This is a genomic window from Acidimicrobiales bacterium (assembly GCA_025455885.1).
GTDB lineage: Bacteria > Actinomycetota > Acidimicrobiia > Acidimicrobiales > Acidimicrobilacustridaceae > Rhabdothermincola_A.
In genome coordinates this window covers 31397-53114 of sequence record JALOLR010000014.1, presented here as the reverse complement: position 1 = coordinate 53114, position 21718 = coordinate 31397, and the positions used below count along the sequence as shown (strand labels likewise).

At 72.2% G+C, this 21718-nt stretch carries 21 protein-coding genes; 13 read left to right on the top strand and 8 right to left on the bottom strand.

What is annotated here, in order from left to right; all coding sequences use genetic code 11:
* Nucleotides 1–24 precede the first annotated feature (24 nt).
* The 3 genes from MUE36_12385 (at nucleotide 25) to MUE36_12375 (ending at nucleotide 3559) form a co-directional block, all read left to right on the top strand.
* Nucleotides 25–840 (top strand): DUF2889 domain-containing protein, encoded by an 816-nt coding sequence (locus MUE36_12385; protein ID MCU0311724.1) that lies wholly within the window; start codon nucleotides 25–27, stop codon nucleotides 838–840.
* Nucleotides 837–2363, top strand: a complete 1527-nt coding sequence (locus MUE36_12380) for a PQQ-binding-like beta-propeller repeat protein (GenBank protein MCU0311723.1) — start codon at nucleotides 837–839, stop codon at nucleotides 2361–2363. The genes MUE36_12385 and MUE36_12380 overlap by 4 nt, the downstream gene beginning before the upstream one ends.
* Nucleotides 2364–2446: 83 nt before the next feature.
* Nucleotides 2447–3559, top strand: coding sequence for an NDMA-dependent alcohol dehydrogenase (locus MUE36_12375; GenBank protein ID MCU0311722.1), 1113 nt, complete (start codon nucleotides 2447–2449; stop codon nucleotides 3557–3559).
* Here the strand turns inward: MUE36_12375 and MUE36_12370 are convergent.
* Entirely contained in the window at nucleotides 3546–5993 is a 2448-nt protein-coding gene (locus MUE36_12370; protein ID MCU0311721.1) for an MMPL family transporter, read from the bottom strand. The genes MUE36_12375 and MUE36_12370 overlap by 14 nt on opposite strands.
* 128 nt (nucleotides 5994–6121) lie before the next feature.
* Here MUE36_12370 and MUE36_12365 point away from each other — a divergent pair, with 128 nt between their 5' ends.
* A complete protein-coding gene (locus MUE36_12365; protein MCU0311720.1) occupies nucleotides 6122–7093 on the top strand; it encodes a magnesium and cobalt transport protein CorA in 972 nt (323 codons plus the stop codon).
* Between the two features lie 49 nt (nucleotides 7094–7142).
* A complete protein-coding gene (locus MUE36_12360) occupies nucleotides 7143–8045 on the top strand; it encodes an alcohol dehydrogenase catalytic domain-containing protein (protein ID MCU0311719.1) in 903 nt (300 codons plus the stop codon).
* Here MUE36_12360 and MUE36_12355 read toward each other — a convergent pair.
* The 3 genes from MUE36_12355 to MUE36_12345 are packed head-to-tail and all read right to left on the bottom strand — an operon-like array spanning nucleotide 8023 to nucleotide 10913.
* Entirely contained in the window at nucleotides 8023–9288 is a 1266-nt protein-coding gene (locus MUE36_12355) for a glycosyltransferase family 39 protein (GenBank protein ID MCU0311718.1), read from the bottom strand. The two genes, MUE36_12360 and MUE36_12355, sit on opposite strands and share 23 nt — an antisense overlap.
* 1 nt (nucleotide 9289) lies before the next feature.
* Entirely contained in the window at nucleotides 9290–9694 is a 405-nt protein-coding gene (locus tag MUE36_12350) for a cupin domain-containing protein (GenBank protein ID MCU0311717.1), read from the bottom strand.
* 40 nt (nucleotides 9695–9734) lie between these two features.
* A complete protein-coding gene (locus tag MUE36_12345) occupies nucleotides 9735–10913 on the bottom strand; it encodes an RDD family protein (GenBank protein MCU0311716.1) in 1179 nt (392 codons plus the stop codon).
* A gap of 105 nt (nucleotides 10914–11018) precedes the next feature.
* On the opposite strand from MUE36_12345, the gene MUE36_12340 reads away from it, so the two are divergent.
* Nucleotides 11019–12266 (top strand): phytanoyl-CoA dioxygenase family protein, encoded by a 1248-nt coding sequence (locus tag MUE36_12340; GenBank protein ID MCU0311715.1) that lies wholly within the window; start codon nucleotides 11019–11021, stop codon nucleotides 12264–12266.
* A gap of 5 nt (nucleotides 12267–12271) precedes the next feature.
* On the opposite strand, the gene MUE36_12335 is transcribed toward MUE36_12340, so the two are convergent.
* Complete coding sequence (locus MUE36_12335) at nucleotides 12272–12832, bottom strand: flavodoxin domain-containing protein (GenBank protein MCU0311714.1); 561 nt, start codon at nucleotides 12830–12832, stop codon at nucleotides 12272–12274.
* A 74-nt stretch (nucleotides 12833–12906) separates the two neighbouring features.
* Nucleotides 12907–14067 (bottom strand): aminotransferase class I/II-fold pyridoxal phosphate-dependent enzyme, encoded by a 1161-nt coding sequence (locus MUE36_12330; protein MCU0311713.1) that lies wholly within the window; start codon nucleotides 14065–14067, stop codon nucleotides 12907–12909.
* Between the two features lie 213 nt (nucleotides 14068–14280).
* Between MUE36_12330 and MUE36_12325 the strand changes: the two genes are divergently transcribed.
* From MUE36_12325 to MUE36_12315, 3 genes are all read left to right on the top strand, one after another.
* Nucleotides 14281–14709: a transcriptional repressor gene (locus MUE36_12325; GenBank protein MCU0311712.1), complete on the top strand. Its 429-nt coding sequence runs from the start codon at nucleotides 14281–14283 to the stop codon at nucleotides 14707–14709.
* Between the two features lie 74 nt (nucleotides 14710–14783).
* Entirely contained in the window at nucleotides 14784–17015 is a 2232-nt protein-coding gene (katG, locus tag MUE36_12320) for a catalase/peroxidase HPI (protein ID MCU0311711.1), read from the top strand.
* 138 nt (nucleotides 17016–17153) lie between these two features.
* On the top strand, nucleotides 17154–17828 hold the full coding sequence (locus MUE36_12315) for a hypothetical protein (GenBank protein ID MCU0311710.1): 675 nt from the start codon (nucleotides 17154–17156) through the stop codon (nucleotides 17826–17828).
* A 16-nt stretch (nucleotides 17829–17844) separates the two neighbouring features.
* Here the strand turns inward: MUE36_12315 and MUE36_12310 are convergent, their stop codons facing one another.
* Nucleotides 17845–18024 (bottom strand): hypothetical protein, encoded by a 180-nt coding sequence (locus MUE36_12310; protein MCU0311709.1) that lies wholly within the window; start codon nucleotides 18022–18024, stop codon nucleotides 17845–17847.
* Nucleotides 18025–18043: 19 nt separating this feature from the next.
* Here MUE36_12310 and MUE36_12305 point away from each other — a divergent pair, with 19 nt between their 5' ends.
* From MUE36_12305 to MUE36_12290, 4 genes are all read left to right on the top strand, one after another.
* Nucleotides 18044–18658 (top strand): hypothetical protein, encoded by a 615-nt coding sequence (locus tag MUE36_12305; protein MCU0311708.1) that lies wholly within the window; start codon nucleotides 18044–18046, stop codon nucleotides 18656–18658.
* A 103-nt stretch (nucleotides 18659–18761) separates the two neighbouring features.
* Nucleotides 18762–19934 (top strand): acyl-CoA dehydrogenase family protein, encoded by a 1173-nt coding sequence (locus MUE36_12300; GenBank protein MCU0311707.1) that lies wholly within the window; start codon nucleotides 18762–18764, stop codon nucleotides 19932–19934.
* Nucleotides 19935–20046: 112 nt separating this feature from the next.
* Nucleotides 20047–20388, top strand: coding sequence for a PadR family transcriptional regulator (locus MUE36_12295; GenBank protein ID MCU0311706.1), 342 nt, complete (start codon nucleotides 20047–20049; stop codon nucleotides 20386–20388).
* Nucleotides 20385–20960, top strand: a complete 576-nt coding sequence (locus MUE36_12290) for a hypothetical protein (GenBank protein MCU0311705.1) — start codon at nucleotides 20385–20387, stop codon at nucleotides 20958–20960. Before MUE36_12295 ends, MUE36_12290 begins: the two co-directional genes overlap by 4 nt.
* Before the next feature lie 425 nt (nucleotides 20961–21385).
* Here MUE36_12290 and MUE36_12285 read toward each other — a convergent pair whose 3' ends face one another.
* Nucleotides 21386–21646, bottom strand: a complete 261-nt coding sequence (locus MUE36_12285; protein ID MCU0311704.1) for a hypothetical protein — start codon at nucleotides 21644–21646, stop codon at nucleotides 21386–21388.
* Nucleotides 21647–21718: the final 72 nt, after the last annotated feature.

Below are 21718 nucleotides of genomic sequence, written 5' to 3'. Positions count from 1 at the left end.
GCTGGCGGCCCGGGAGGGGGAGCGGTGGACGAGGGCGCAGGCCACGAGGAGCTGGGGGTCGGGTTCAACGACGGGCCGGCGACGTACCGGCGGCGCATCGAGGTCGTCCCCGGCGCAGGCCGCGTCGTCGCGGCGATGGAGGACTACATCCACCACTTCCGGGTGGCGCTCACCCACGACGGCACGACCATCACGGCCGCGGAGGCCACCCCGGTGCGGGTGCCCTGGTCCACCTGCCCGACCGGCGCCGCCGGCCTCGCCGCGCTGGCGGGGACGTCGCTCGACGCCGCCGTCCGCCCCGACCGCTGGGTCGACGACCGCCGGACGCAGTGCGTCCACACCCTCGACCTGGCGTCGCTGGCCGCCGCCCACGCCCACGACACCGAGCCGACCGTCTACGAGGTCCGCCTCGACCTCGCGTCCTTCACCGAGCGTCGGGGGGTCCTGGAGCGCAACGGTGAGACCGTCCTCGACGTGCGGATGGAGGGCCAGTCCGTCGTGAGCCCCGATCGCTTCGTCGGCTTCGGTCTGGACCGCCCGCGGTTCTCGGCGTGGTTGGCGGCGACGGACCCTCCCGATCGCGAACCGCTCTTCGTCATGCGCCGCGCCTGCTCGATCGGCATCGGTCGCCTCATGGAGATGGATGTCATCGCCGTGGCCGGCGACGTCCGGGGAGCCGACGACTCCTGCCACACCTACCGGGTCGGGATCCCCGAGGTCGCCCACCGCTGCGTCGGCACCGCCCGCGAGACCGAGGTCGACCCGCCCGGCACGCCGATCCCGGGTGGGCCCCTGGAGGCCGTCGGCCCTCCCCCGTCCGGCTCCGTGTCGGCGACGTGAGGGGCCGCTCGACGTTCCTCGTCGCGCTCGCGCTGGTCCTCCTCGGTGCGTCCTGCACCGACGGTGACGACGGGGACCGAGGCGGTGCCGCGACCACCACGACGTTCCCGGCGGGTGCACCGGCGGAGGTGGTCGCCCATCCGGGCGACTGGGTGCTGCCCGGTCGCGACTACGACAACAGCCGCACGGCCGCGTCGTCGAGCATCGACGCGTCCAACGTGCGGCGGCTGGAGGTGGCCTGGCGCCACGAGATGGACGGGGCGCTCTCCACGGTGCCGCTGATCGTCGGCGACTCGGTCTACGTCCAGGACGGGCGGGGCGCCGTCAGCGCCCTCGACCGCGCGACCGGCGAACCCCGCTGGGAGCGGGAGGGGACCGGCTTCAACATCGGGCCCTTCGGAGCGGCGGTGGCCGACGGGCGCGTGTTCGGCCTGCGGGGATCGACGGGAGTCGTGGCCCTCGACGCCGACACCGGGGCGGAGCTCTGGGCTCGCGACATCACCGCCACCCCCACCGCGGGCATCGACATCCAACCTGTCGTCGTCGACGGGAAGGTGCTGGTCAGCACCGTCCCGATCTCCATCGGGGGCATCTACGCCGGAGGGGATCGGGGTGTCATCCACGCCCTGGACGCGGCGACCGGGGCCACCCTCTGGCAGTTCGACACCGTCGTGTCGCCCGACCTGTGGGGCGACCCGACGGTCAACTCCGGCGGTGGGGCCTGGTACCCGCCGGCCGTCGACCCGGGCCGTTCGGTCGTCTACTGGGGCGTGGCCAACCCCGCCCCCTTCCCCGGCACGGCGGAGTTCCCGAACGGGACGAGCCGGCCGGGACCGAACCTGTACACGAACTCGGTGGTGGCCCTCGACCTCGCCACCGGCGCGCTGCGGTGGTACGACCAGGTCCACCCCCACGACCTCTTCGACCGGGACCTCGTCCACACCCTGATCGCCCGCCCCGCCGGCCGCGGCGAGGTGGTCGTCGGCGCCGGGAAGGGGGCGGTGGTCGTCGGGATCGACCCCGAGAGCGGCACCCGGCTCTGGACCACCCCGGTCGGCGTGCACCGCAACGACGACCTCGAGGCACTGCCGGGACCCACCGAGGTCACCCCCGGCACCTTCGGCGGCATCCTCACCCCGCCGGCCACCGCCGACGGGGTCGTCTACGCCGCCGTCCTCCACGCCCCGACCGTGCTGCGACCCGACGAGACGGCGTACTTCGGGGCCGACCTGGGCGTCAACGACGGACAGGTCGTCGCGGTCGACGCCGCCACCGGAGAGCTGCGGTGGTCGACCGACGTGCCCGGCGACCCCCTCGGCGGGGTGACCGTGGTCAACGACCTCGTCCTGACCGCGTTGCTCGACGGCCGGCTGGTGGCGCTGAGCCGGGCCGACGGCGAGATCGTGTGGATCGAGGACACCGGGGGTGGGATCAACGGGTGGATGTCCGTGGCCGGGGATCTCCTCGTCGTGCCCGTCGGCAACGCCCAGCCTCCCCAGCTCGTGGCCTATCGCCTCGGCTAGGGACGCGCCGAGGCGACGGGGTGGCGGCCGCCGCTAGATTGCGGCGGAGCCGGCGCCAGCCCGGCAGGATCGAGGGGGACCCGATGAAGAGCCGCGCGGCCATGCTGTGGAGCAACGAGGACACCGGGTGGTCGGTGGAGGAGATCGAGGTCGACCCGCCGCAGGGCCGCGAGGTCCTCGTGCGCAACGTGGCCTCCGGCCTGTGCCACAGCGACGAGCACTTCATCACCGGCGACTTCCCTCTGGCCGCCGTGCCCTACATCGGGGGCCACGAGGGGGCGGGCATCGTCGAGGCCGTCGGTCCCGACGTCCAGGGCGTCGTCCCCGGCGACCACGTCGTCTACTCCTTCATCGCCGCCTGCGGGCAGTGCCCGAGCTGCGCCGAGGGGCACTCCAACCTCTGCGACAACGGCGCGCTGATCATGGGCGGCAAGATGCTCGACGGGACGTCGCGCATCCACGCCCGAGGCGAGGACGCCTCGGTGATGGCCGGGCTGGGCACCTTCGCCGAGCACTGCGTCGTCCACGAGTGGTCGGTCGTGAAGGTCCTCGACGACCTGCCGCTCGACAAGCTCTGCCTGCTCGGTTGCGGCGCCACCACGGGCTGGGGATCGGCGGTCTACGCCGCCGAGGTGCGTCCCGGCGACAACGTGGCCGTCGTCGGCGTGGGCGGGCTCGGATCGGCCGCCGTGCAGGGTGCGGCGCTGGCCGGCGCCGAGCGGATCTTCGCCATCGACCCCGTCGAGTTCAAGCGGGAGACGGCGCAGAAGTTCGGTGCCACCCACACCGCCACCTCCGTGGAGGAGGCGTTCGAGCTCATCCAGCAGGAGACCTGGGGCCGGATGTGCAACAAGGTGATCCTCACCAAGGGTGTCGGACGCGGCGACGAGATGGCCGCGGTGATGGGCATCACGTCGAAGCGGGGCAAGGTCGTCGTCACCAACATCCATCCGTGGGACGAGGCCACCAACAACATCCCCCTGACCGACCTGACCCTCTCGGAGAAGTCGGTGGTCGGCTCCATCTACGGCTCGGCCAACCCCCGGGCCGACATCCCCCGCCTCGCCGAGCTGTTCCGCAAGGGCCAGCTCGACCTGGAGGGGATGATCACCAAGACCTACACCCTCGACGGCATCAACGACGGCTACCAGGCCATGCGCGACGGGGAGAACATCCGGGGCGTCATCCTCTACTGACGGCCGACGGGGCCTCCTCGCGGCGCTCGGGCGTCGCCACGTCCGGAGCGTCGCGGCCGGTCGGACCCTCGACGTCCAGCTTCGGCAGCCACCCCAGCCACGACGGGAACCACCACGCCCGCCGGCCGAGGAGCTCCATCACCGCGGGGACGAGCACCATGCGCACGATCGTCGAGTCGATGAGCACGGCCACGGCCATGCCGAAGCCGATGAGCTTCACGGTGGGGCTCGGGTTGGTGATGAACGACGCGAACACGGCGATCATGATGAGCGCCGCCGTGGTGATCACCCTCGCCGTCTTGGCGACGCCGAGCACCACCGACGCCCGGGGCTCGCCGCTGCGGTCCCACTCCTCCCGGATGCGGGACATGAGGAAGACCTCGTAGTCCATCGACAGGCCGAAGAGGATCACGAACATCACGAGCGGTACGAACGACACGATCGGGATCGTCTCGGAGAGCCCCACCGCCCCCTTGGCCCAGCCGAGCTGGAAGACCGCCACCACCACCCCGTAGGCGGCACCGATGGACAGCAGGTTCATGACCGCCGCCTTCAGTGGCACCAGGATCGACCGGAACACGAGCGTCAACAGGAGGAACGATCCGGCCACCACGGCCAGGATCACGAGGGGCAGGTACCTCACCACGATGGCGGTGAGGTCGATCACGGTGGCGGTCGCCCCGCCGACGTGGGCGGTGAGCCCGGTCCCGGCGGTGGCCTTCTCGAGGTCGGTGCGCAGGGTCTCGACGAGGGCGCGCGTCGCCGCGCTGTCGGGCCCGCTGGTCGGGGTGATCTGGTAGATCACCGCCGTCGTGGCGTCGGCGTCGTTGGGGATCGGGCCCACGGAGGACTCGATCCCCGGGATCGTGCCCGGAGGCTGCAGCGCCGCCACGGCCGTGCTCACCGGTTCGAGGGTCGTCAGGGCGGACTCGAAGTTCCCCGGGTTCTCGGTCGGCAGGCCGACCGCCACGACGAGCGGCCCGTTCGTGCCGGGCCCGAACGCATCGCTCACCGCGACGAAGGCGTCGCGTTGGGAGAGCCCCGACGGCAGCGACGAGTCGTCGGGGATGCCGAACTGCACCCGCAGGAAGGGCGTCGCCAGGAGGAGCAGGAGCAGCGTCCCGGCGCCTACCGCCAGCCACGGACGGCTCGACATGCGCCGGGCGAAGCGACCCCAGAAGGTGGTGGTGGGGTCGACGGTCGGGTCCTCCCTGCCGAAGGGCAGGCGGATCCGGTCGATCTTGCCCCCTGCGAAGCCGAGCAGCATCGGCAGCATCGTCGTGGCGGCCACGATCATCGTGGCCACGCCGATCGCCGCCGCCAGCCCGAGGGTCTGCACCAGGGGGATCGGCACGAGCACGAGGCCCAGGAGCGCCACGCACACGGTGAGACCGGCGAACAGCGAGGCCTTGCCCGCCGATGCCATGGCCAGGCCGACGGCGTCGTGGGGCTCATGGCCCTCGGCGACGAAGGCCCGGTAGCGGGTGACGATCAACAGCGAGTAGTCGAGGCCCACCCCGATCGAGATCATCAACGTCACCGGGGGCGCCGCCGACGACACGGTGGTCACGTCGGCCAGGAGGTACACGAGCCCGCTGGCGGTCACCGCACCGAGCAGCGCCGTGGCGATGGGGATGGCCATCCCCCAGAGCGAGCCGAAGGCGACCAGCAGGAGGATCGCCCCGATCCCGAGACCGACCTCGTCGGCGTGGTTCGCCCACCACGACACCGGGGCGTTCCACGTGTCGGCGACGGTGCCGCCGATGGCGACGCGCACGTCGCCCGTGTCCACGCTGCGCACCGCGTCGCGCAGCGCCGAGTACGGGTTGGGGTAGGCGTCGCCCTCGTCCTCGGGCTTCGGGGGGAAGGCCTTCATGAGCTCGGGCAGCGCGTCGGTGAACGTGACCGTGGCGTAGGCGGTCCGCCCGTCGGCGGAGATGGACGGGGGGAGGTTCCGGGCGATCTCGCTCGCCGCCTGCGCCTCGTTCGCCGGGAGCTGCCCGGCGATGCGGGCGAGGGCGGTCTCGGGGTTCGAGCTGAGCGGATCGGGGGCGGATGCCACGCCGTCGACCTTCCCGAGGGCGGTGGTGACCGCGTCGACGATCTCGGCGTCGATGGTGTCGGTGAGCTGTCCCTCCTGGACGGTGAAGACCACCGTGGCGGTGGCGCCGTTCTGGGAGTCGAAGCGCTGTTCGAGCAGCTCGTAGGCGGCCTGGGAGTCGGTTCCGGGGATCCGGAAGTTGTCCGAGAGGCTCTTGGCGTAGGCCCCGTTCAGGTAGCCGGCCGCGACGATGGCCACCAGCCACACCAGCGCCACCCACCGGTGGTGCCGGGCGATCCATCGGCCGAGCCGCCCGAGCGCGCCGAGGGCGGGTGTCGAAGGGGAGGGGGCGGGGGTCGAGGAGGAGGGAGTGGGGTTGTCCGGGGCGCGCACGGTGTCCTTCTCGTCGGTTGCGGAGGAGACCGCTACGGGCGCGGTCGGAGGGGTCGGGGGAGGTCGTCGCGCCGGGTGAGGGCCGGGGGGACCTCGGTCCTGCGGGGCTGCCCGGGTACGCTCGGCTCGTGATCGTCGACTGCGCCGCGTACGAGCACGGGAAGCGGGTCACCGATCGCCTGCATCTCTCTGAGATCGGCGAGTGGTTGTCCCGGCCTGAGACATTCGTGTGGCTCGGCCTGCGCATGCCGTCGGTGGAGGAGCTCGCCGAGGGCTTCGCCCAGTGCGGCGTGCAGGACCTCGAGGTCGACGAGGTGCTCGCCCCGCACGAACGGCCCGTCTTCGCGGTGGACGGCGACCAGTCCACGCTGGTGCTGCGCACCGCGCACTACAACACCGCCCTCGGCGAGGTGAAGCTGGGGGAGCTGTCGGTGATCACCGGACCGTCGTTCGTCCTGTCCGTCCGCCACGGCCAGGCCAGCCCCTTGTCGGGCACGCGCCGGGAGCTCGAGAACGACCCCGACCAGCTGGCGCTCGGCCCGCCGGCGGTGCTCGCCGCCATCGTGAGCCGGGTCGTCGAGGACTACCGGCCGGTGCTCGACGCCTTCGAGCGGGCCGCCCTCGAGATCGAGAAGGAGGTGTTCGCCGAATCCCTGCGCCGCCCGGTGCAGCGGGTGTACCAGTTGAAGCGCCAGGTGCGTGAGCTGTCCGTCGCCACCGACGCCCTCGACGAGCCCCTCGACCGTCTCATCCGGCGGCGCCGGGTGTTCTGGCCGCCCGACGCGGTGGCCGAGCTCGAGGAAGCCGCCGACCTGCTCGACCGCAGCGTCAACCGGGCCCGCACGCTCTCCGACCTCCTCGCCAGCGCCCTCGATGCTTCCCTCGCCACCATCTCGGTGCAGCAGAACGAGGACATGCGCAAGATCTCGGCCTGGGTCGCCATCGCCGCCGTGCCCACGATGATCGCCGGCATCTACGGCATGAACTTCGACAACCTCCCTGAGCTCGAGTACGAGTACGGGTACTTCGTCGTGATCGCCTTCATGCTCTTCGTGTGCGGGTTCATGTACCGGCGGTTCCGCAAGGCCGGATGGCTCTGAGCGGCGGCGCGGCGTGAGGGCGGTGCGGTGCCCTGCGGGGGTCCCCACCGTGGTCGACGTCCCCGCGCCGGAGCGGACCGACGACGAGGTGGTCGTCACGGTGGCGTCGGCGGGCATCTGCGGCTCCGACCTGCACATGCTCGGGTTCGGGCTCCCGTTCACCTTCGGCCACGAGCTGGCTGGTGTGCTGAGCGACGGGACGCCCGTCGCCGTCGAGCCGCTCGCCCCGTGCGGTACGTGCCCGGCGTGCCTGGCCGGCGAGCTGCCGCGGTGCGTGCTCGGCCCGTCGATCGTGCTCGGTGTCGGGCGGGACGGCGGGATGGCCGAGCAGTGCCTCGTCCCGGTGGGCTCGCTGGCTCCGTTGCCGGCCGGCGTCGACCCGCGTGACGCCAGCCTGGTCGAGCCCCTCGCGGTCGCCGTGCACGGCGTCCGGCGGGTCGGGATCACCGCCGCCGACCGCGTCGCCGTGGTGGGCGGCGGGAGCATCGGCCAGACCGCGCTCCTGGCCGCCCAGGCCACGGGCGCCCCGGTCGACCTCGAGGCCCGCCACGACCGCCAGCGCGAGGCCGCCCACCGCCTCGGCGCCGGCGAGGTGGCGGGGTCCTACGACGTCGTGGTCGAGGCCGCCGGGACGGCGTCGGCGCTGGCCCGTGCCGTCGACCTGGCCCGCCCCGGCGGGCGGGTCCTGCTGCTCGGCAGCTACTGGGACGGCGACGTCACCATGCCGGGCCTCGCGGTGACGATGAAGGAGGTCACCCTGGTGCCGGCCACCATGTACAGCCGGGTGGGGCCCTCCCGTGACGTCGATGTCGCGGCGGCGCTGCTCGCCGCCCGCCCCGAGTTCGTCGACGCGGTGGTCACCCACCGGTTCCCCCTCGACGCCGCCGTCGAGGCGTTCGCCGTGGCCCAGGATCGCGCCGCCGGTGCCATCAAGGTCGTGCTGGAGCCGTGACCTCCGGGGCGGGGTCGTCGGCCGGCTGCTCCCGTTCCCCTCGTTCCCGCCACCACGCCCACGCCAGGCCCACCCCGATGCAACAGATCAGGTCGAACGGGGCGCGCAGCCGTGGGGGCGCGACGAACACGATGCTCGACAGCATGAAGTACAGAGCCACGCCGATGAGCAGCACCACATCGGGCCGGCGGCGCCGGACGACGAGGCCGAACCAGCCCACGGCGGTCACGAGGTAGAACAGCGGCAGGGTGGCCCGCCGGAACTCGAGGTTCCGCCCGTCGAGCCCCTCGGCGAACTCGTTGTGCCACGGCGTCAGCTCCAGGTAGTGCAGGATGTTGCGCCCCACCACCTTGGCGACGTAGGTCGGGTTGTCGCGGATGCCCTGGAGCCCGCGGTTCCGTAGCTCGTCGGTCCAGACCACCTCGTCGCTGCGCATCAGTCGCAGCTCGTAGGTGTCGAACAGGGGGCTGTTGGCCGGGTCGACGAACCTGTCCGCCTGCTGGGCTTCGCTCGAGTACATCGCCGCGAGGTTGAAGCCGTTGGACGTGACGAGCAGCGGCGAACCCATCACCACCCAGTTGCGGGCGACCCACGGCGTGACGACGAGGACCGTCACCCCCACCAGGCCGAGGGCGCGTCGCCACCCGACCTGCCAGAGCATCCACAGCGCGAACAGCACCACCAGGAACTGCGCGGACGGCCGGGTGAGGATCAACAGCCCGGTGAGCAGCCCGGCGAGGGCCCACCGGTGGTCGGTCAGCGCCAGGAGGGCGCCGAGCAGGGCGGCCAGCGACAGGGGCTCGGTCAACAGCACGACGTCGTTGGCGATCAGCGGGGGGTAGAGCGCGACGGTGAGGCCGGCGGCCGCGGCGGCGCGCGGCCCGCCCAGGCGACGGGCCAGGAGCCAGGCGAGCGCAACGACCACGAGGCCGATGAGCAGGTTGAGGACCTGGCCGACCCTCACCGACTCGCCGAACACGCTCATCGCGCCGGCCAGGAGGTAGGGGTACGCGGGAGGGCGGAACGCGGTGGGGCCAACCGTGACCCACGAGAACGACATCGAGAACCCGAGCCCGTCGCCGATGTTGCGGGCCAGGTCGTAGTACTGGAAGGCGTCGCTGTTCGGTTGGTACGAACGGATCACGAAGGCGCCGTAGGCGGCGCGCGCCACGCCCGCGACGGCGACGACCGCGATCAGGCTCCACCAGCCCTGGAGCCGGCGGGTGACGGAGGCCGCAGTCACCTCAGCGGGGCCGGTGCTCGGTCCCGGCGCCAGGGGTGATGAACAACACGGTGCAGGGGGCGTCGACGTCGGCGGTGTGCCACACCCCGGGCGGGTTCACCACCGCGTCGCCGACGCCCAGGGTCACCGTCTGCGTGCCGCCGTCGATCTCCTGGTGCACGGTGATCGTGCCGGCGGTGCACACCACGAGCTCCTCGCCGTGGGGGTGCATCTCCCACATCGCCCAGGGCTCGTCGAAGCTGGCCATCGACACCAGCCGCCCCTCGTGGCCGTCGTCGACGGTGGCCGCGACGTAGCGGTCGTACCACTCCATCGTCCCGTCGAAGGGCTCCTGGGGGACGGCGGTGGCCCCCAGACCGAGGTGCACCGGGATCTCCGGGAGGGGGAAGGTCGGCGACTCGCTCATGGTGCCATCGTGCCAGGTGCCCCGTTCGGTGCCGCGCCGCTCACGCCGGGACGGCCGACGGGCCCGTCTCCTCCGGCGCGGGGGTGTCCTCGGCGGCCTCGGCGGCGGCCCGCCGGCGCACCCAGTCGGTGAGGGGGGCGGGCAGCTCGGCGGGCCGGTCGCCCCAGTCGTAGAGCACCTTGTCGCGGCCCGCCCAGTCGTGCAGCGCCCGACGGTGGCGACCGACCACGATGGGGAGCAGGCCCAGTCCCAGGATGAAGCTGAACGGGTAGACGAGGCCGCGCACGATCGCCCGACCGGGGCTGATGGGCGAACCGTCGAGGGCCACCACCTTCAGGCCGACGACGCCCTTGCCGACCGAGCGGCCGGTGATGATGAGGCCGACCGCGAAGTACACGAAGCTGAACCCGGCGTAGCCGCCGAGGGCCAGGAGCCCGGGGAGCGACGGGTCGGGTCGTTCGGTGAGGAACAGGGAGAGCAGGTAGCCGATCACGGCCGTGGTGATCGAGAAGCCGGTCGTGATGACGAGCACGTCGATCAGGTAGGCGGCCAGCCGGCTCACGCCTCCGGCGACCTGACCGGTCACCGACTCCCCGGTCACGATGCGGTCCTGCTCGCGGCGGCGCCGGAAGACCCGGGTCACGACACCGATGAGGAGGGCGTCGAGGCCCACGACCTGGCGGCGGATGGCGTCGATGCTCCGGGCGAACACGCCCTTGCTGGCGTCGCGGACGATGGAGTCGATGTTGGCCCTGGCCATGAGGTCCTGGACGTCGACGCGTCGCAGCATGGCGTCGAGGTCGACGCGCTCCATCAGCGCGTTGAGGTCGATGCGCTGGACGAGGGCGTCGGCGTCGATCCGGTCGAGCAGCGCGGCGACGTCCACCTTCGCCAGCAGGGCGTCGAGGTCGACCTTGCCGAGCACCTCGTCGAGGTCCACCCGGGCGAGCACCGCCTGCATGTCGACCCGCTGGATCACCTGGTCGATGTCCACCCTCCCGATCACGGTGTCCACGTCGACGCGGGCGATCACGTCGTCGACGTCGACCCGCTTGACGACCGCGTCGACGTCGACCCGCTCGATCACGGCGTTCACGTCGACCTCGGCGACGAGCTGGTCGACGTCGACCTGGCCGATGACCTCGCCCACGTCGACCGCGCCCACGACGGGGTTGACGATCGCGCCGAGGAGCCGGTCGAGGGGGTTCGGGTTGCTCACCGGCCCATTCTCGCCCGTCGCCGGGGCCGCGTGCGCCGGTTCCCCCTCTCGGCGGTGACCTGCACCCCCCGGCGTTCCGCCGCCGCCGTCGCGTACGCTGCCCGCATGGCTGTGACCGATGTCGCTCTGGGGGCCGATGCGGACTCGTTCCACCGGTTCCACACCGTCGAGCTCCCCCGACGCCTGGCGGCGGGGAACGGGGCGCTGGCGTTCGCCGACCTCGCACCGCTCGGCACGCTCGGGCTGTCCACGCCCGCAGGTTCCTACACCTACGTCCCGGTCGACGGCACCGTCGAGGTGGTCGAGGGGACGGGGCGGGCCGACACGGTGATCTCGATGGAGCTCGACGCCTGGTTCGGGCTCGTCTCCGACCTCGACACCGCGCCGGGGCTCTTCTACAGCGGCCGGGTCGAGGCCACGCACGGCAAGCCGCTGCGGTTCGTGCGCTGGGAGCCGGGCCTGCGGGCCATGTTCCACGGGCTGGCTCCGTTCGACCCGGCGAACGTCGACCTGCGCGATCGCACCGGTGAGCCGCTCGACCCGACCGCGTCCTTCACGCTCGCCGACGTCGCCGACCGACCCGAGGACGTCGCCCACTTCCTGGGGGCCGCCGGCTACGTGGTCGTGCGCGGGGTCTTCTCGCCCGAAGAGGTGGAGGCGCTGCTCGCCGACGCCGCCGTGATGCGGACCGAGGCCACGCCGGGGGACGGCCGCTCGTGGTGGGGTCGCACCGCCGACGGCGAGGAGGTCCTGTGCCGGGTCCTCGACGCCAACCGCTTCGAGCGCTACCGGGCGCTCGGCGAGGACCCTCGGATCCTGGCCCTGCGCGACCTGGTGCCCGAGCCGCTGGTCGGGCGGGACCCCGACGCCCTCGACTCGGGCACGGTGCTCTGGAAGCTCCCGAACGTGACCGAGGGCCTGGCCGACCTGCCCTGGCACCGTGATTGCGGGCTCGGTGGGCACGCCCTCAACTGTCCGACGGTCATCGTGACGACCTGCCTGACCGAGGGCACACCCGAGGCGGGCGAGCTCCGCGTCCTCCCGGGGTCGCACCGCGGCACCTACCCGTTCATCGACGGACGCCGCGACGACGCCCCGCGGGGGGTCTCGCTCGAGGTCCGGGCCGGCGATGTGTCGTTGCACTACTCCGACCTCATGCACGCCTCGCTCCCACCGACCTCGGAGGCGGGTCCCCACCGGATCAGCGTGCTGTTGGCCTTCGTGCCCCCGACCTCGGGTCACCATCTCGGGGGCCGTCACTACAACGACGTGCTCCTCGGCGCCGAGGACGGCCAGGTCGAGCACCTCGGAACGAGGTTCGAGGGATCGAGCGCGTCGCCCGAGAGCGCCTGACCCGGTCAGTCGGTGGCGTGGCGGGTGACGAAGCTCCGGGCCAGGCCGGCTCCCCAGTCACGGGCCCGGTCGAGCTCGCCGTCGAGCAGCTCGTTCTCCCCGTCGACGATGAAGCTCTCGGGCTCGGTGCTCACCGTCCAGCCGTGACGGCGGAGCCGCTTGCGGATGCCGTGCGACGCCTGCCCGGTGATCAGCTTCGAGGCGTCGAAGCGGGTGTCGAAGGCGGCCGCCTCCCCCTCGTGTCGGCCGATGCCGTCGAACCAGTGCCGCAGCGTCTCGCCGTAGGCCTGCTCGTCGACGTCGCTCCCCGCCTTCTCGGCCTGCTCGACGCCGTCGTGCTTGGTCGACGGCCGGGCCATCCCGTGCACGTGGGTGGGCCCGCCCACGACGACCAGGTCGGTGCCCTCGATCGAGGTGTCGGTGACCACGTCGGGCATCAGGACGGTCACGTCACCGATCTCCTGGCGCAGGCCCTCGGCGACGGCCTCGGCGATCCGGTGGGTGTTGCCGAACACCGACTCGTAGACGACCACTGCTCGCATGACGGCCTCCTCGGATCGTGCCATGGCGATCGTGCACTCCCCGGGGCGCGGTGTCCAGGGCCGAAGGCCTTCGCGTCGGGGCGGACCGTGCCGGACCGTCAGCCTCGGGCTCGGACGGCCGCTCCCATCGCGGTCACGATGCGCTCGAGCAGCTCGGTGGAGGTGGCGAAGTTGAGCCGGACGTGTCGTTCGGCGCCCAACCCGAACGAGGCGCCGTCGTTCACCGCCACCGCGGCGTGGTCGAGGAAGAACCGGGCCGGGTCGTCGAGGCCGAGGGCCGCGCAGTCGAGCCACGCCAGGTAGGTGCCCTCGGGGGCCCGGTAGCCGACACCGGGGAGCTCGTTCGCCACGAGGTCGACCAGGTGTCGTCGCCGGGCGTCGAGGTGGACGAGGAGGTCGGAGAGCCAGTCGCGGCCGTCGGTGTACGCGGCCACGGACGCAGCGATCCCGATCGGCGTCGGGGCGGGCACGGCGAAGGACCCGAGCGAGCGCCAGAGGGCGGCGTCGGGATGGTTGGAGGCCACGACCTGCGCGCAGCGCAGGCCGGGGATGTTCCAGGCCTTCGAGGCCGACATGACGGTCGTGGTGTGGGCGGCGGCGGTCTCGGACGTCGACGCGTAGGGCACGTGGCGGTGCCCCGGGTACACGAGTGGGGCGTGCACCTCGTCGGACACGACGCGGGCCCCGTGGCGTTCGACGACGGCGGTGAGCGCCGTCATCTCCTCGCGGGTGAACACTCGGCCGGTGGGGTTGTGGGGGTTGCACAGCACGAGCGCCCGAGCCCCGGCGGCGAAGGCCGCGTCGACGGCGTCGAGGTCGAGGGAGTGGCGACCGTCGTCGACGGCCAGGGGCACCTCGACGACCCGGTGCCCGCTGAGCGCGACGATCTCGAAGAAGGGCGGATAGGCGGGGGTGGGGACGATCACCTCGCTGCCCGGGGTGACCAGCTGCTCGAGCACCGCCCGGATCCCCGCCAGGACGTCGGCGACCGGGAAGACCCGCGTGGGCGGGACCTCCCAGCCGTGGGCATCCTGCAGGTAGCCGCAGCACGCCGTGGTGAGCTCGGAGAGATCGGCCACGAGGTAGCCGAAGTCCTCCCGGTCGATCGCCGCGAGCAGGGCGGCGCGCACCGGTGGCGCGACCCGGAAGTCCATCTCGGCGACCCAGGCCGCCAGCACCTCGTCGCCGTACAGCGTCCACTTGGCCGTGCGTCGGCGGCGCAGCCGTTCGAGGTCGACGTCCTCGAACGGGCTCGTCACGAGCCGCCTCGCGTCGCCGCCGAGGTCGTGGGCGCCGCGACGTGGGGCACGCACCGTTGGTTCAGGGACACGCTCGGCTCCTCGGCGGGCGACGTCGGCCGTGCGGATGGTACCGGCGGCCCGTCGCGCCGGCCGCGGTCGCCCTCCCTCCGAAGATTCTGGATCCTGACGTGATTTTGATCGAATCCAGAATCTTCCGGTAGTGTGACGGCCATGCCCGAACCCGTCGTCCCCGCCGAGCGGCTCCGAGCCCGCGGGCTGCAGGTCACCGCGCAGCGCCTGGCCGTCCTCGACGCCGTCTCGTCGTGCCCGCACGGCACGGCCGACGACATCGCCGACGTCGCTCGCGCCGCCCTCGGCGCCATCTCCCGCCAGGCCGTGTACGACGCGCTGGGTGTGCTCGCCGAGCGCGGCCTCGTCCGGCGCATCGAGCCCGCCGGCTCGCCGGCCCGCTACGAGGACCGCGTCGGTGACAACCACCACCACCTGGTGTGCCGGGTGTGCGGGGCGATGGTCGACGTCGACTGCGCGGTGGGCGCCCGCCCGTGCCTCACCGCCGCCGACGACGCCGGCTACGAGATCGACGAGGCCGAGGTCACCTACTGGGGCCGCTGCCCCACCTGCCTCGCCGCCGACACCTGACCCCCCGACCCGTCTCCCCACCTGACCCCCGATCCCCGACCCCGCACCACCCACGACCCGCCGAGGAGCGAGCCATGAGCAACGAAGAGCACGGCACCACGACCACCAGCGACGAACCGTCCACCGCCACCTGCCCGGTGATGCACGCCACCCACCAGGCGGTCGGCGCGACCGCCAACCAGCACTGGTGGCCCGAACAGCTCAACCTGCGCGTCCTGCGCCAGCACGACGCCGCCTCCGACCCGATGGGGGAGGACTTCGACTACGCGGAGGCGTTCGCGTCGATCGACTTCGACGAGCTGGCCGCTGACGTCGACGCGCTGATGACCCAGTCCCAGGACTGGTGGCCCGCCGACTACGGCCACTACGGCCCGTTCTTCGTGCGCATGACCTGGCACGCCGCCGGCACCTACCGGATCGCCGACGGGCGCGGTGGTGCGGGGACCGGCGCGCAGCGCTTCGCCCCGCTCAACAGCTGGCCCGACAACGCCAACCTCGACAAGGCCCGCCGGCTGCTCTGGCCGGTCAAGCAGAAGTACGGCCGGAAGCTTTCCTGGGCCGATCTGCTCGTGTTCGCCGGCAACCGGGCGATCGAGACGATGGGCCTGACCACCTTCGGCTTCGGCGGTGGGCGCCCCGACATCTGGGCCCCCGAGGACGACGTCTACTGGGGCCCCGAGCGGGTGTGGCTCGAGGACGAGCGCTACAGCGGCGACCGTGAGCTGGCCAACCCGCTCGGTGCGGTCCAGATGGGCCTGATCTACGTGAACCCCGAGGGCCCCAACGGCAACCCCGATCCGCTGGCGGCGGCCCGTGACATCCGCGAGACGTTCGGTCGGATGGCCATGAACGACGAGGAGACCGTGGCGCTGATCGCCGGCGGCCACACCTTCGGCAAGGCCCACGGCGCCGCCGACCCCGACCGCTACGTGGGCCCCGAGCCGGAGGGGGCGCCGCTCGCCGAGCAGGGCTTCGGGTGGAAGGGCACCTACGGCACCGGCAAGGGCGACGACACCATCACCAGCGGGCTGGAGGGGGCCTGGACGACCGACCCGATCCGCTGGGACAACGGCTACTTCGACCTGCTCTTCGGCTACGAGTGGGAGCTCACCCGCAGCCCGGCGGGCGCCCAGCAGTGGACCCCGAAGGACGTGCGCGACGAGGACCTGGCCCCCGACGCCCACGACCCGTCGGTACGGCGGCCCACGATGATGGCCACCACCGACCTCGCCCTCGTCGCCGACCCGGTGTACCGCGAGATCTCAGAGCGCTTCCACGCCGACCCGCAGCGCTTCGCCGACGCGTTCGCCCGGGCCTGGTTCAAGCTCCTGCACCGCGACATGGGCCCGGTCTCGCGCTACCTCGGGCCGTGGGTCCCCGACGAGGAGCTGCTCTGGCAGGACCCGGTCCCGGCGGTCGACCACGAGCTGGTCGACGCCGCCGACATCGCCGACCTCAAGGCCCGGATCCTCGACTCGGGCCTGTCCGTCGCCCAGCTCGTCGGCACCGCCTGGGCGTCGGCGTCGACCTACCGCGACACCGACAAGCGCGGTGGCGCCAACGGCGCCCGCATCCGGCTGGCCCCGCAGGCCGGCTGGGACGCCAACGTCACCGCCGGCACCGCCGAGGTGCTGGCCGTGCTCGAGCGCATCCGACAGGAGTTCGACGACGCGCAGACCGGTGCCACCCGGGTCTCGCTCGCCGACCTCATCGTGCTCGGCGGCGTCGCGGCCGTGGAGCGGGCCGCCGAGGCGGCGGGACACCCGGTGGCGGTGCCCTTCACCCCGGGGCGCACCGACGCCACCCAGGACCAGACCGACGTCGAGTCGTTCTCGGTGCTCGAACCGGTTGCCGACGGCTTCCGCAACTACCTCCAGAAGGGCGGCGGGCTCCCCGCCGAGCACCTGCTCGTCGAGAAGGCGTTCATGCTGTCGCTGTCGGTGCCCGAGATGACGGCGCTGGTGGGCGGGCTGCGGGTGCTCGGGGCCAACGTCGACGGCTCGGCCCACGGCGTGCTCACCGACCGCCCCGGCGCGTTGACGAACGACTTCTTCGTCAACCTGCTCGACATGGGTACCGAGTGGGCGCCGACCTCGGAGGCCGAGGACCTGTTCGAGGGTCGGCGCCGCGACAGCGGCGAGGTGCGCTGGACGGGCACCCGGGTCGACCTGGTCTTCGGCTCGAACTCCGAGTTGCGGGCCGTGGCCGAGGTCTACGGGAGCGCCGACGCCGAGGCGACGTTCGTGGCCGACTTCGTGTCGGCGTTCGCCAAGGTGATGGAGCTGGACCGCTTCGACCTGCGCTGAGGTCCCGTCCGGCGGCCCGGTCCCACCCGGTCCGGGCCGCCGGACGTGCTCCCCCGGGGATCGGGGACGTTCAGCCCTGGCGGGTCGGCGCCCGGGCGCCGACCATCGGGGCGTCCCTGACGACGAGGGAGGACAGCCATGAGGCGTCTCGTCACCGTTGGTCTCCTCGCCGCGGCGCTGGCGGCGGCGTGGCACCGGTTCGTGACCCCCTGGCAGCAGCGGTGGGGGGCGACCGACGACGAGGTGCACATGGCGCTGCCCGGCGACGACCTGGTGGCCGAGCCGGCCGACCAGGTGACCCGGGCGGTGACCGTCGACGCCTCGCCCGGCGACGTCTGGCCGTGGCTGCTCCAGCTCGGTGCCGACCGCGGCGGCTTCTACTCGTACGAGGCACTCGAGAACCTCTTCGGCCTGGGCATCCACAACCGCGACGTGATCGTGCCCGAGTGGCAGGAGCGGGCGGTGGGGGACCTCGTCCTCGCCGACGCCAAGGGGTCGGGCGGCTGGTACGTCGTGGAGGTGGTGCCCCGGGAGGCGCTGGTCCTGAAGGTCGCCGACGTGAAGGCCGGACGGCCGGTGCGACGCGACGAACAGCTCCGGTGGGAGTTCCAGTGGACCTTCGTCGTGCGGCCCGCGCCCGGCGGGCGGTCGCGGCTGATCGTGCGGGAGCGCACGGGCTTCGACAGCCGGCTGACCAGGGCGCTCATGGCGCCGATCGGCGTCGTGAGCTTCGTGATGACCCAGCGGATGCTGCGGGGCATCAAGACGTGCGCCGAACGGTCCCGCACCGCCGAGGGGGATCCGACGGGCTGACGCCCACCGCCGACCCTCAGTCGTCCGGCGGGTCGAGGGCGGCGAAGCGGGCCTGGAGGCGCTCGCGGATCTCGTCCGTGTCGTAGTCCCGCCAACGGCGGCGGCGCCGTTGCTGCCGGCCGACGGCGATCGCCGACCCGGCCGCGATGGCGGCGAGGGCGCCGAGCCCGATCCACTTCCATCCTCGGGATCCCAAGGCTCGTACGCTAGCGACGATGGCTCCTGCGATGACGGCTTCCGAGGCGCTCGCCACCGCGGGCACCGGCGACGTGTGGTTGTTCCGCGGGCCGTCCGGCGCCGACCGGGCCATCCGGGTGTTCACCAACGCCCCGGTGAACCACGTGGCCATGGTGGTGGCGTTGGACGACCTGCCGCCGCTGCTCTGGCACACCGAGCTGGGCCAGTCGCTCGAGAGCGTGTGGAGCGGCGACCGCCACCGCGGGGCGCAGCTCAACCGCCTCGACGAGGCGCTCGACGTGTGGACCGGCCGGTACTCGCAGTCGGCGTTCGTCCGGCACCTCGACGCCGAGATCACTCCTCGCATGGAGGACGACGTGTTGCGGGTGGTGGCGGAGTACGAGGGTCGACCGTTCCCCCGCACCCGTCGCCTGGTGGGCAAGTGGCTGTCGGGACGGCTGCGGCGCGACGCCTCCGAGCAGGCGGTGTACTGCGCGGAGCTGCTGGCCATCACCTACACCCGCATGGGACTGCTCGACGGGCGGGCGCCGGCCAACTGGTTCGATCCGGGCCGGTTCTGGAGCGGCGATCGTCTCGATCTCGTCGGGGGGGCCGTGCTGGGCCCCGAGGTCCCGGTGGCGGCTCCGACCTGACGGGTCGGAGGGGCGATCCCGATCCGTCGGCGTCTGTCGGCGTGTGCGACGCTGCGGGTCGGGCGCCTCGAGGGGAGCGCGCCCGGTCCGGAGGTGTGGCGCGATGGAGATCAGTTACTCGCCCGATCAGGAGGCGCTGCGCACGGAGCTGCGCGACTACTACGACCGCCTGCTCGACGACGAGACGATGCGCGAGATCCGCCACGGCAACAGCATCGGCCCCACCAGCAAGCGGGTGTGGAAGCAGATGTGCGCCGACGGCTGGGCGGGGCTGAGCTGGCCCAAGGAGTACGGCGGGCGGGAGCTCGACCCGATCGAGCAGTTCATCTTCTTCGACGAGTCGATGCGGGCGGGTGCGCCGGTGCCCACCCTCACCCTCAACACGGTCGGCCCGACGATCATGAACTACGGCACGGAGTGGCAGAAGGACTTCTTCCTGCCCCGGATCCTGGCGGGCGACATCCACTTCGCCATCGGCTACTCCGAGCCCGAGGCGGGGACCGACCTCGCCGCCCTCCAGACGAGGGCGGTGCGCGACGGCGACGAGTACGTCGTCAACGGCCAGAAGATGTGGACGTCGCTGGCCGGCGGGTCCGACTACATCTGGCTGGCGGTGCGCACCGATCCGGAGGTCAAGAAGCACAAGGGGATCTCGGTGCTGATCGTTCCCCTCGACACGCCGGGGATCACCCTCCAGCCGCTGACGCTGATGGCCTCCCACGACATCAACGCCACGTTCTTCGACGACGTGAGGGTGCCGGCGAAGTACCTCGTCGGCGAGGAGAACGGCGGGTGGGGGCTCATCACCAACCAGCTCAACCACGAGCGGGTCACCCTGTGCGCCAGCGGGAGCCCGGAGCGCAACCTGACCGACGTGCGCCGCTGGGCGCAGGAGACCCTGCTGGCGGACGGGCGGCGGGTGATCGACCAGGAGTGGGTGCAGCTCAACCTGGCCCGGGTCCACGCCCGCCTCGAGTTCCTCCGCCTGGCCAACTGGAAGGTGGCGTGGTCGGCCAAGGAGCACTCGCTCGACCCGGCCGACGCGTCGACGGTCAAGGTGTTCGGCACCGAGTTCTACCTGGAGTGCTACCGGCTCCTGATGGAGGTGCTCGGCCCGAGGGCCTACGTCAAGGAGGACTCGCCGGCGGCGGTGTTGGCCGGTCGCCTGGAGGCGATGGTGCGCGGCGTCGTGATCCTCACCTTCGGTGGCGGCACCAACGAGCTGCAGCGCGACCTCATCGCCATGTTCGGCCTCGGCTTCCCCCGCTCGCGCTGACGGCGTCACTCTCGGACGGGCGCCCGGGCGGCTGCCCGCCCGACGTCGGGGGCGGCGCCCAGCGTCGGGGGCGGCGCTTGACTATCGGTTTCCGATACATCATACTTCGACTATGGCTGCCGGTCGGAAACCGCTCCCCTCTGCGTCACTCCATCTCACCCTGGCCCTGCTCGGCGGAGAGCTGCACGGCTACGCGCTGATGAAGCGAGTCGCCGAACTCAGCGACGGCGCCGTGCGAATGGGCCCGGGCACCCTCTACGGGACACTCAATCGACTCGTCGACGAGGGGCTCATCATCGAGACCAGCGACCGCGTCGAGCGCGACGAGACCGAACGCCGCCGCTACTACGAGCTCACCGCGGCAGGCAGGAGCGTCGCACTCGACGAGCTCAGCCGACTGGCCACGCTCGTCGAGAGAGTGCGACACGACTTCCCCGGGGGGGCGATCGCATGATCGCGTCGGTCGTCGCCCGGCTCTACGGGATGGCGCTCCACCTCTATCCCCGAGGGTTCCGTCAGGAGTACGGCGAAGACATGGAACAGCTGTTGACGGATCAGCTCCGGGACGAGTCCACCGCCGCGGTCGCCGCCCGGGCGACCCTCGACCTCGCTCTCACGCTCCCTCACCAACACCTGGAGGCCCACATGCGCACCCCCGACCGTCTCATCCCGACCGTCCTCCTCGCCCTCGCGGTCGCAGGACTTGCGGTAGCCGTCGTGGGAGGCAGCGAACCAGCTGCGCTCGGGGCGGGCGTGCTGATCGCCGTCGTCGCGGGTGCGATCGGCATCATCGCCTGGCGGCGCTCGAGTCCGGTCACCGAACCGGGCTCCGCCGCCGTGTGGTGGAAGTTCCTGGTGGCCGGGCCGTGCCTCGTCGTCGGTGTGATCGGAGCTGCGGCACTGGGAGTCAACGCCTGGTTCCTCGGGATCGCGGTCGTCCTCACCGGGATCGGCTCGTTCGCCGTCGGCATCGTGTTGGGCATCACGCACCTGGTCAAGGCACACGTGCACGGCGCCACGGCCTAGCAAGATCCGAGGAGCGTCGTCAGAACTGCGGGATCGCCGGCGCGACAGGGTGGGCGGGGTCGCGCGCAGGGTCGTTCTCCGGAAGGGTGCCCTCGAACCAGGGATCGCGCTTCCAGTCGCTGGTGCTGCATTGGCCCCCTCGCTCCACATCGTGAGCGAACCCGCCAAGGCGAGCATACGCCGCAGCGCCACTCCGGTGCGGGCGATGTGCGCCGGATCGGCATGGTCACAGGTGTGATGTTCCTGCCGGGTGCCTCTGGGTAGAGCTGATGGGACTGCTCTCGAACCCGCGCACGCGGTTCTTCGAGGGCATGGCCACGCCGATCGGTGTTCCGGATCGCTGACCGGGGCCCATCTCTGGAACGGTCCCCGGTCAGCGGATCCACACGGGCCGCAGGCGCCCGGCCGGCGTGCGTTGGCGGTCGTTACGCGAAGCTCGGGGTGAGCCCGTCGACCTGCATCTCGTAGTACTCGTTGTCGGCCCAAGCCCCGACGGCGCCCTCGACCACTTCACGGACCGCCTCGACCGACTCGCCCTCCCAGATGCAGACCCCGAGGCCGTGGTCGTTCGTCGCCGCATGGATCGGAAGTGCGACGTGGGTGGGCAGCCCGGCCTCGAGCGCCTTCGCCTCGGCGGCCTGGAAGCCTTCGGGATCGTGGATTCGATGGATGACCGTCACGAACATCTCGTACCGTCCTTCTCTCGTGGGCGGCCGTGGTGCCACCCACAGGAAAGGCGTTCGTTCGGGCCTGATCGG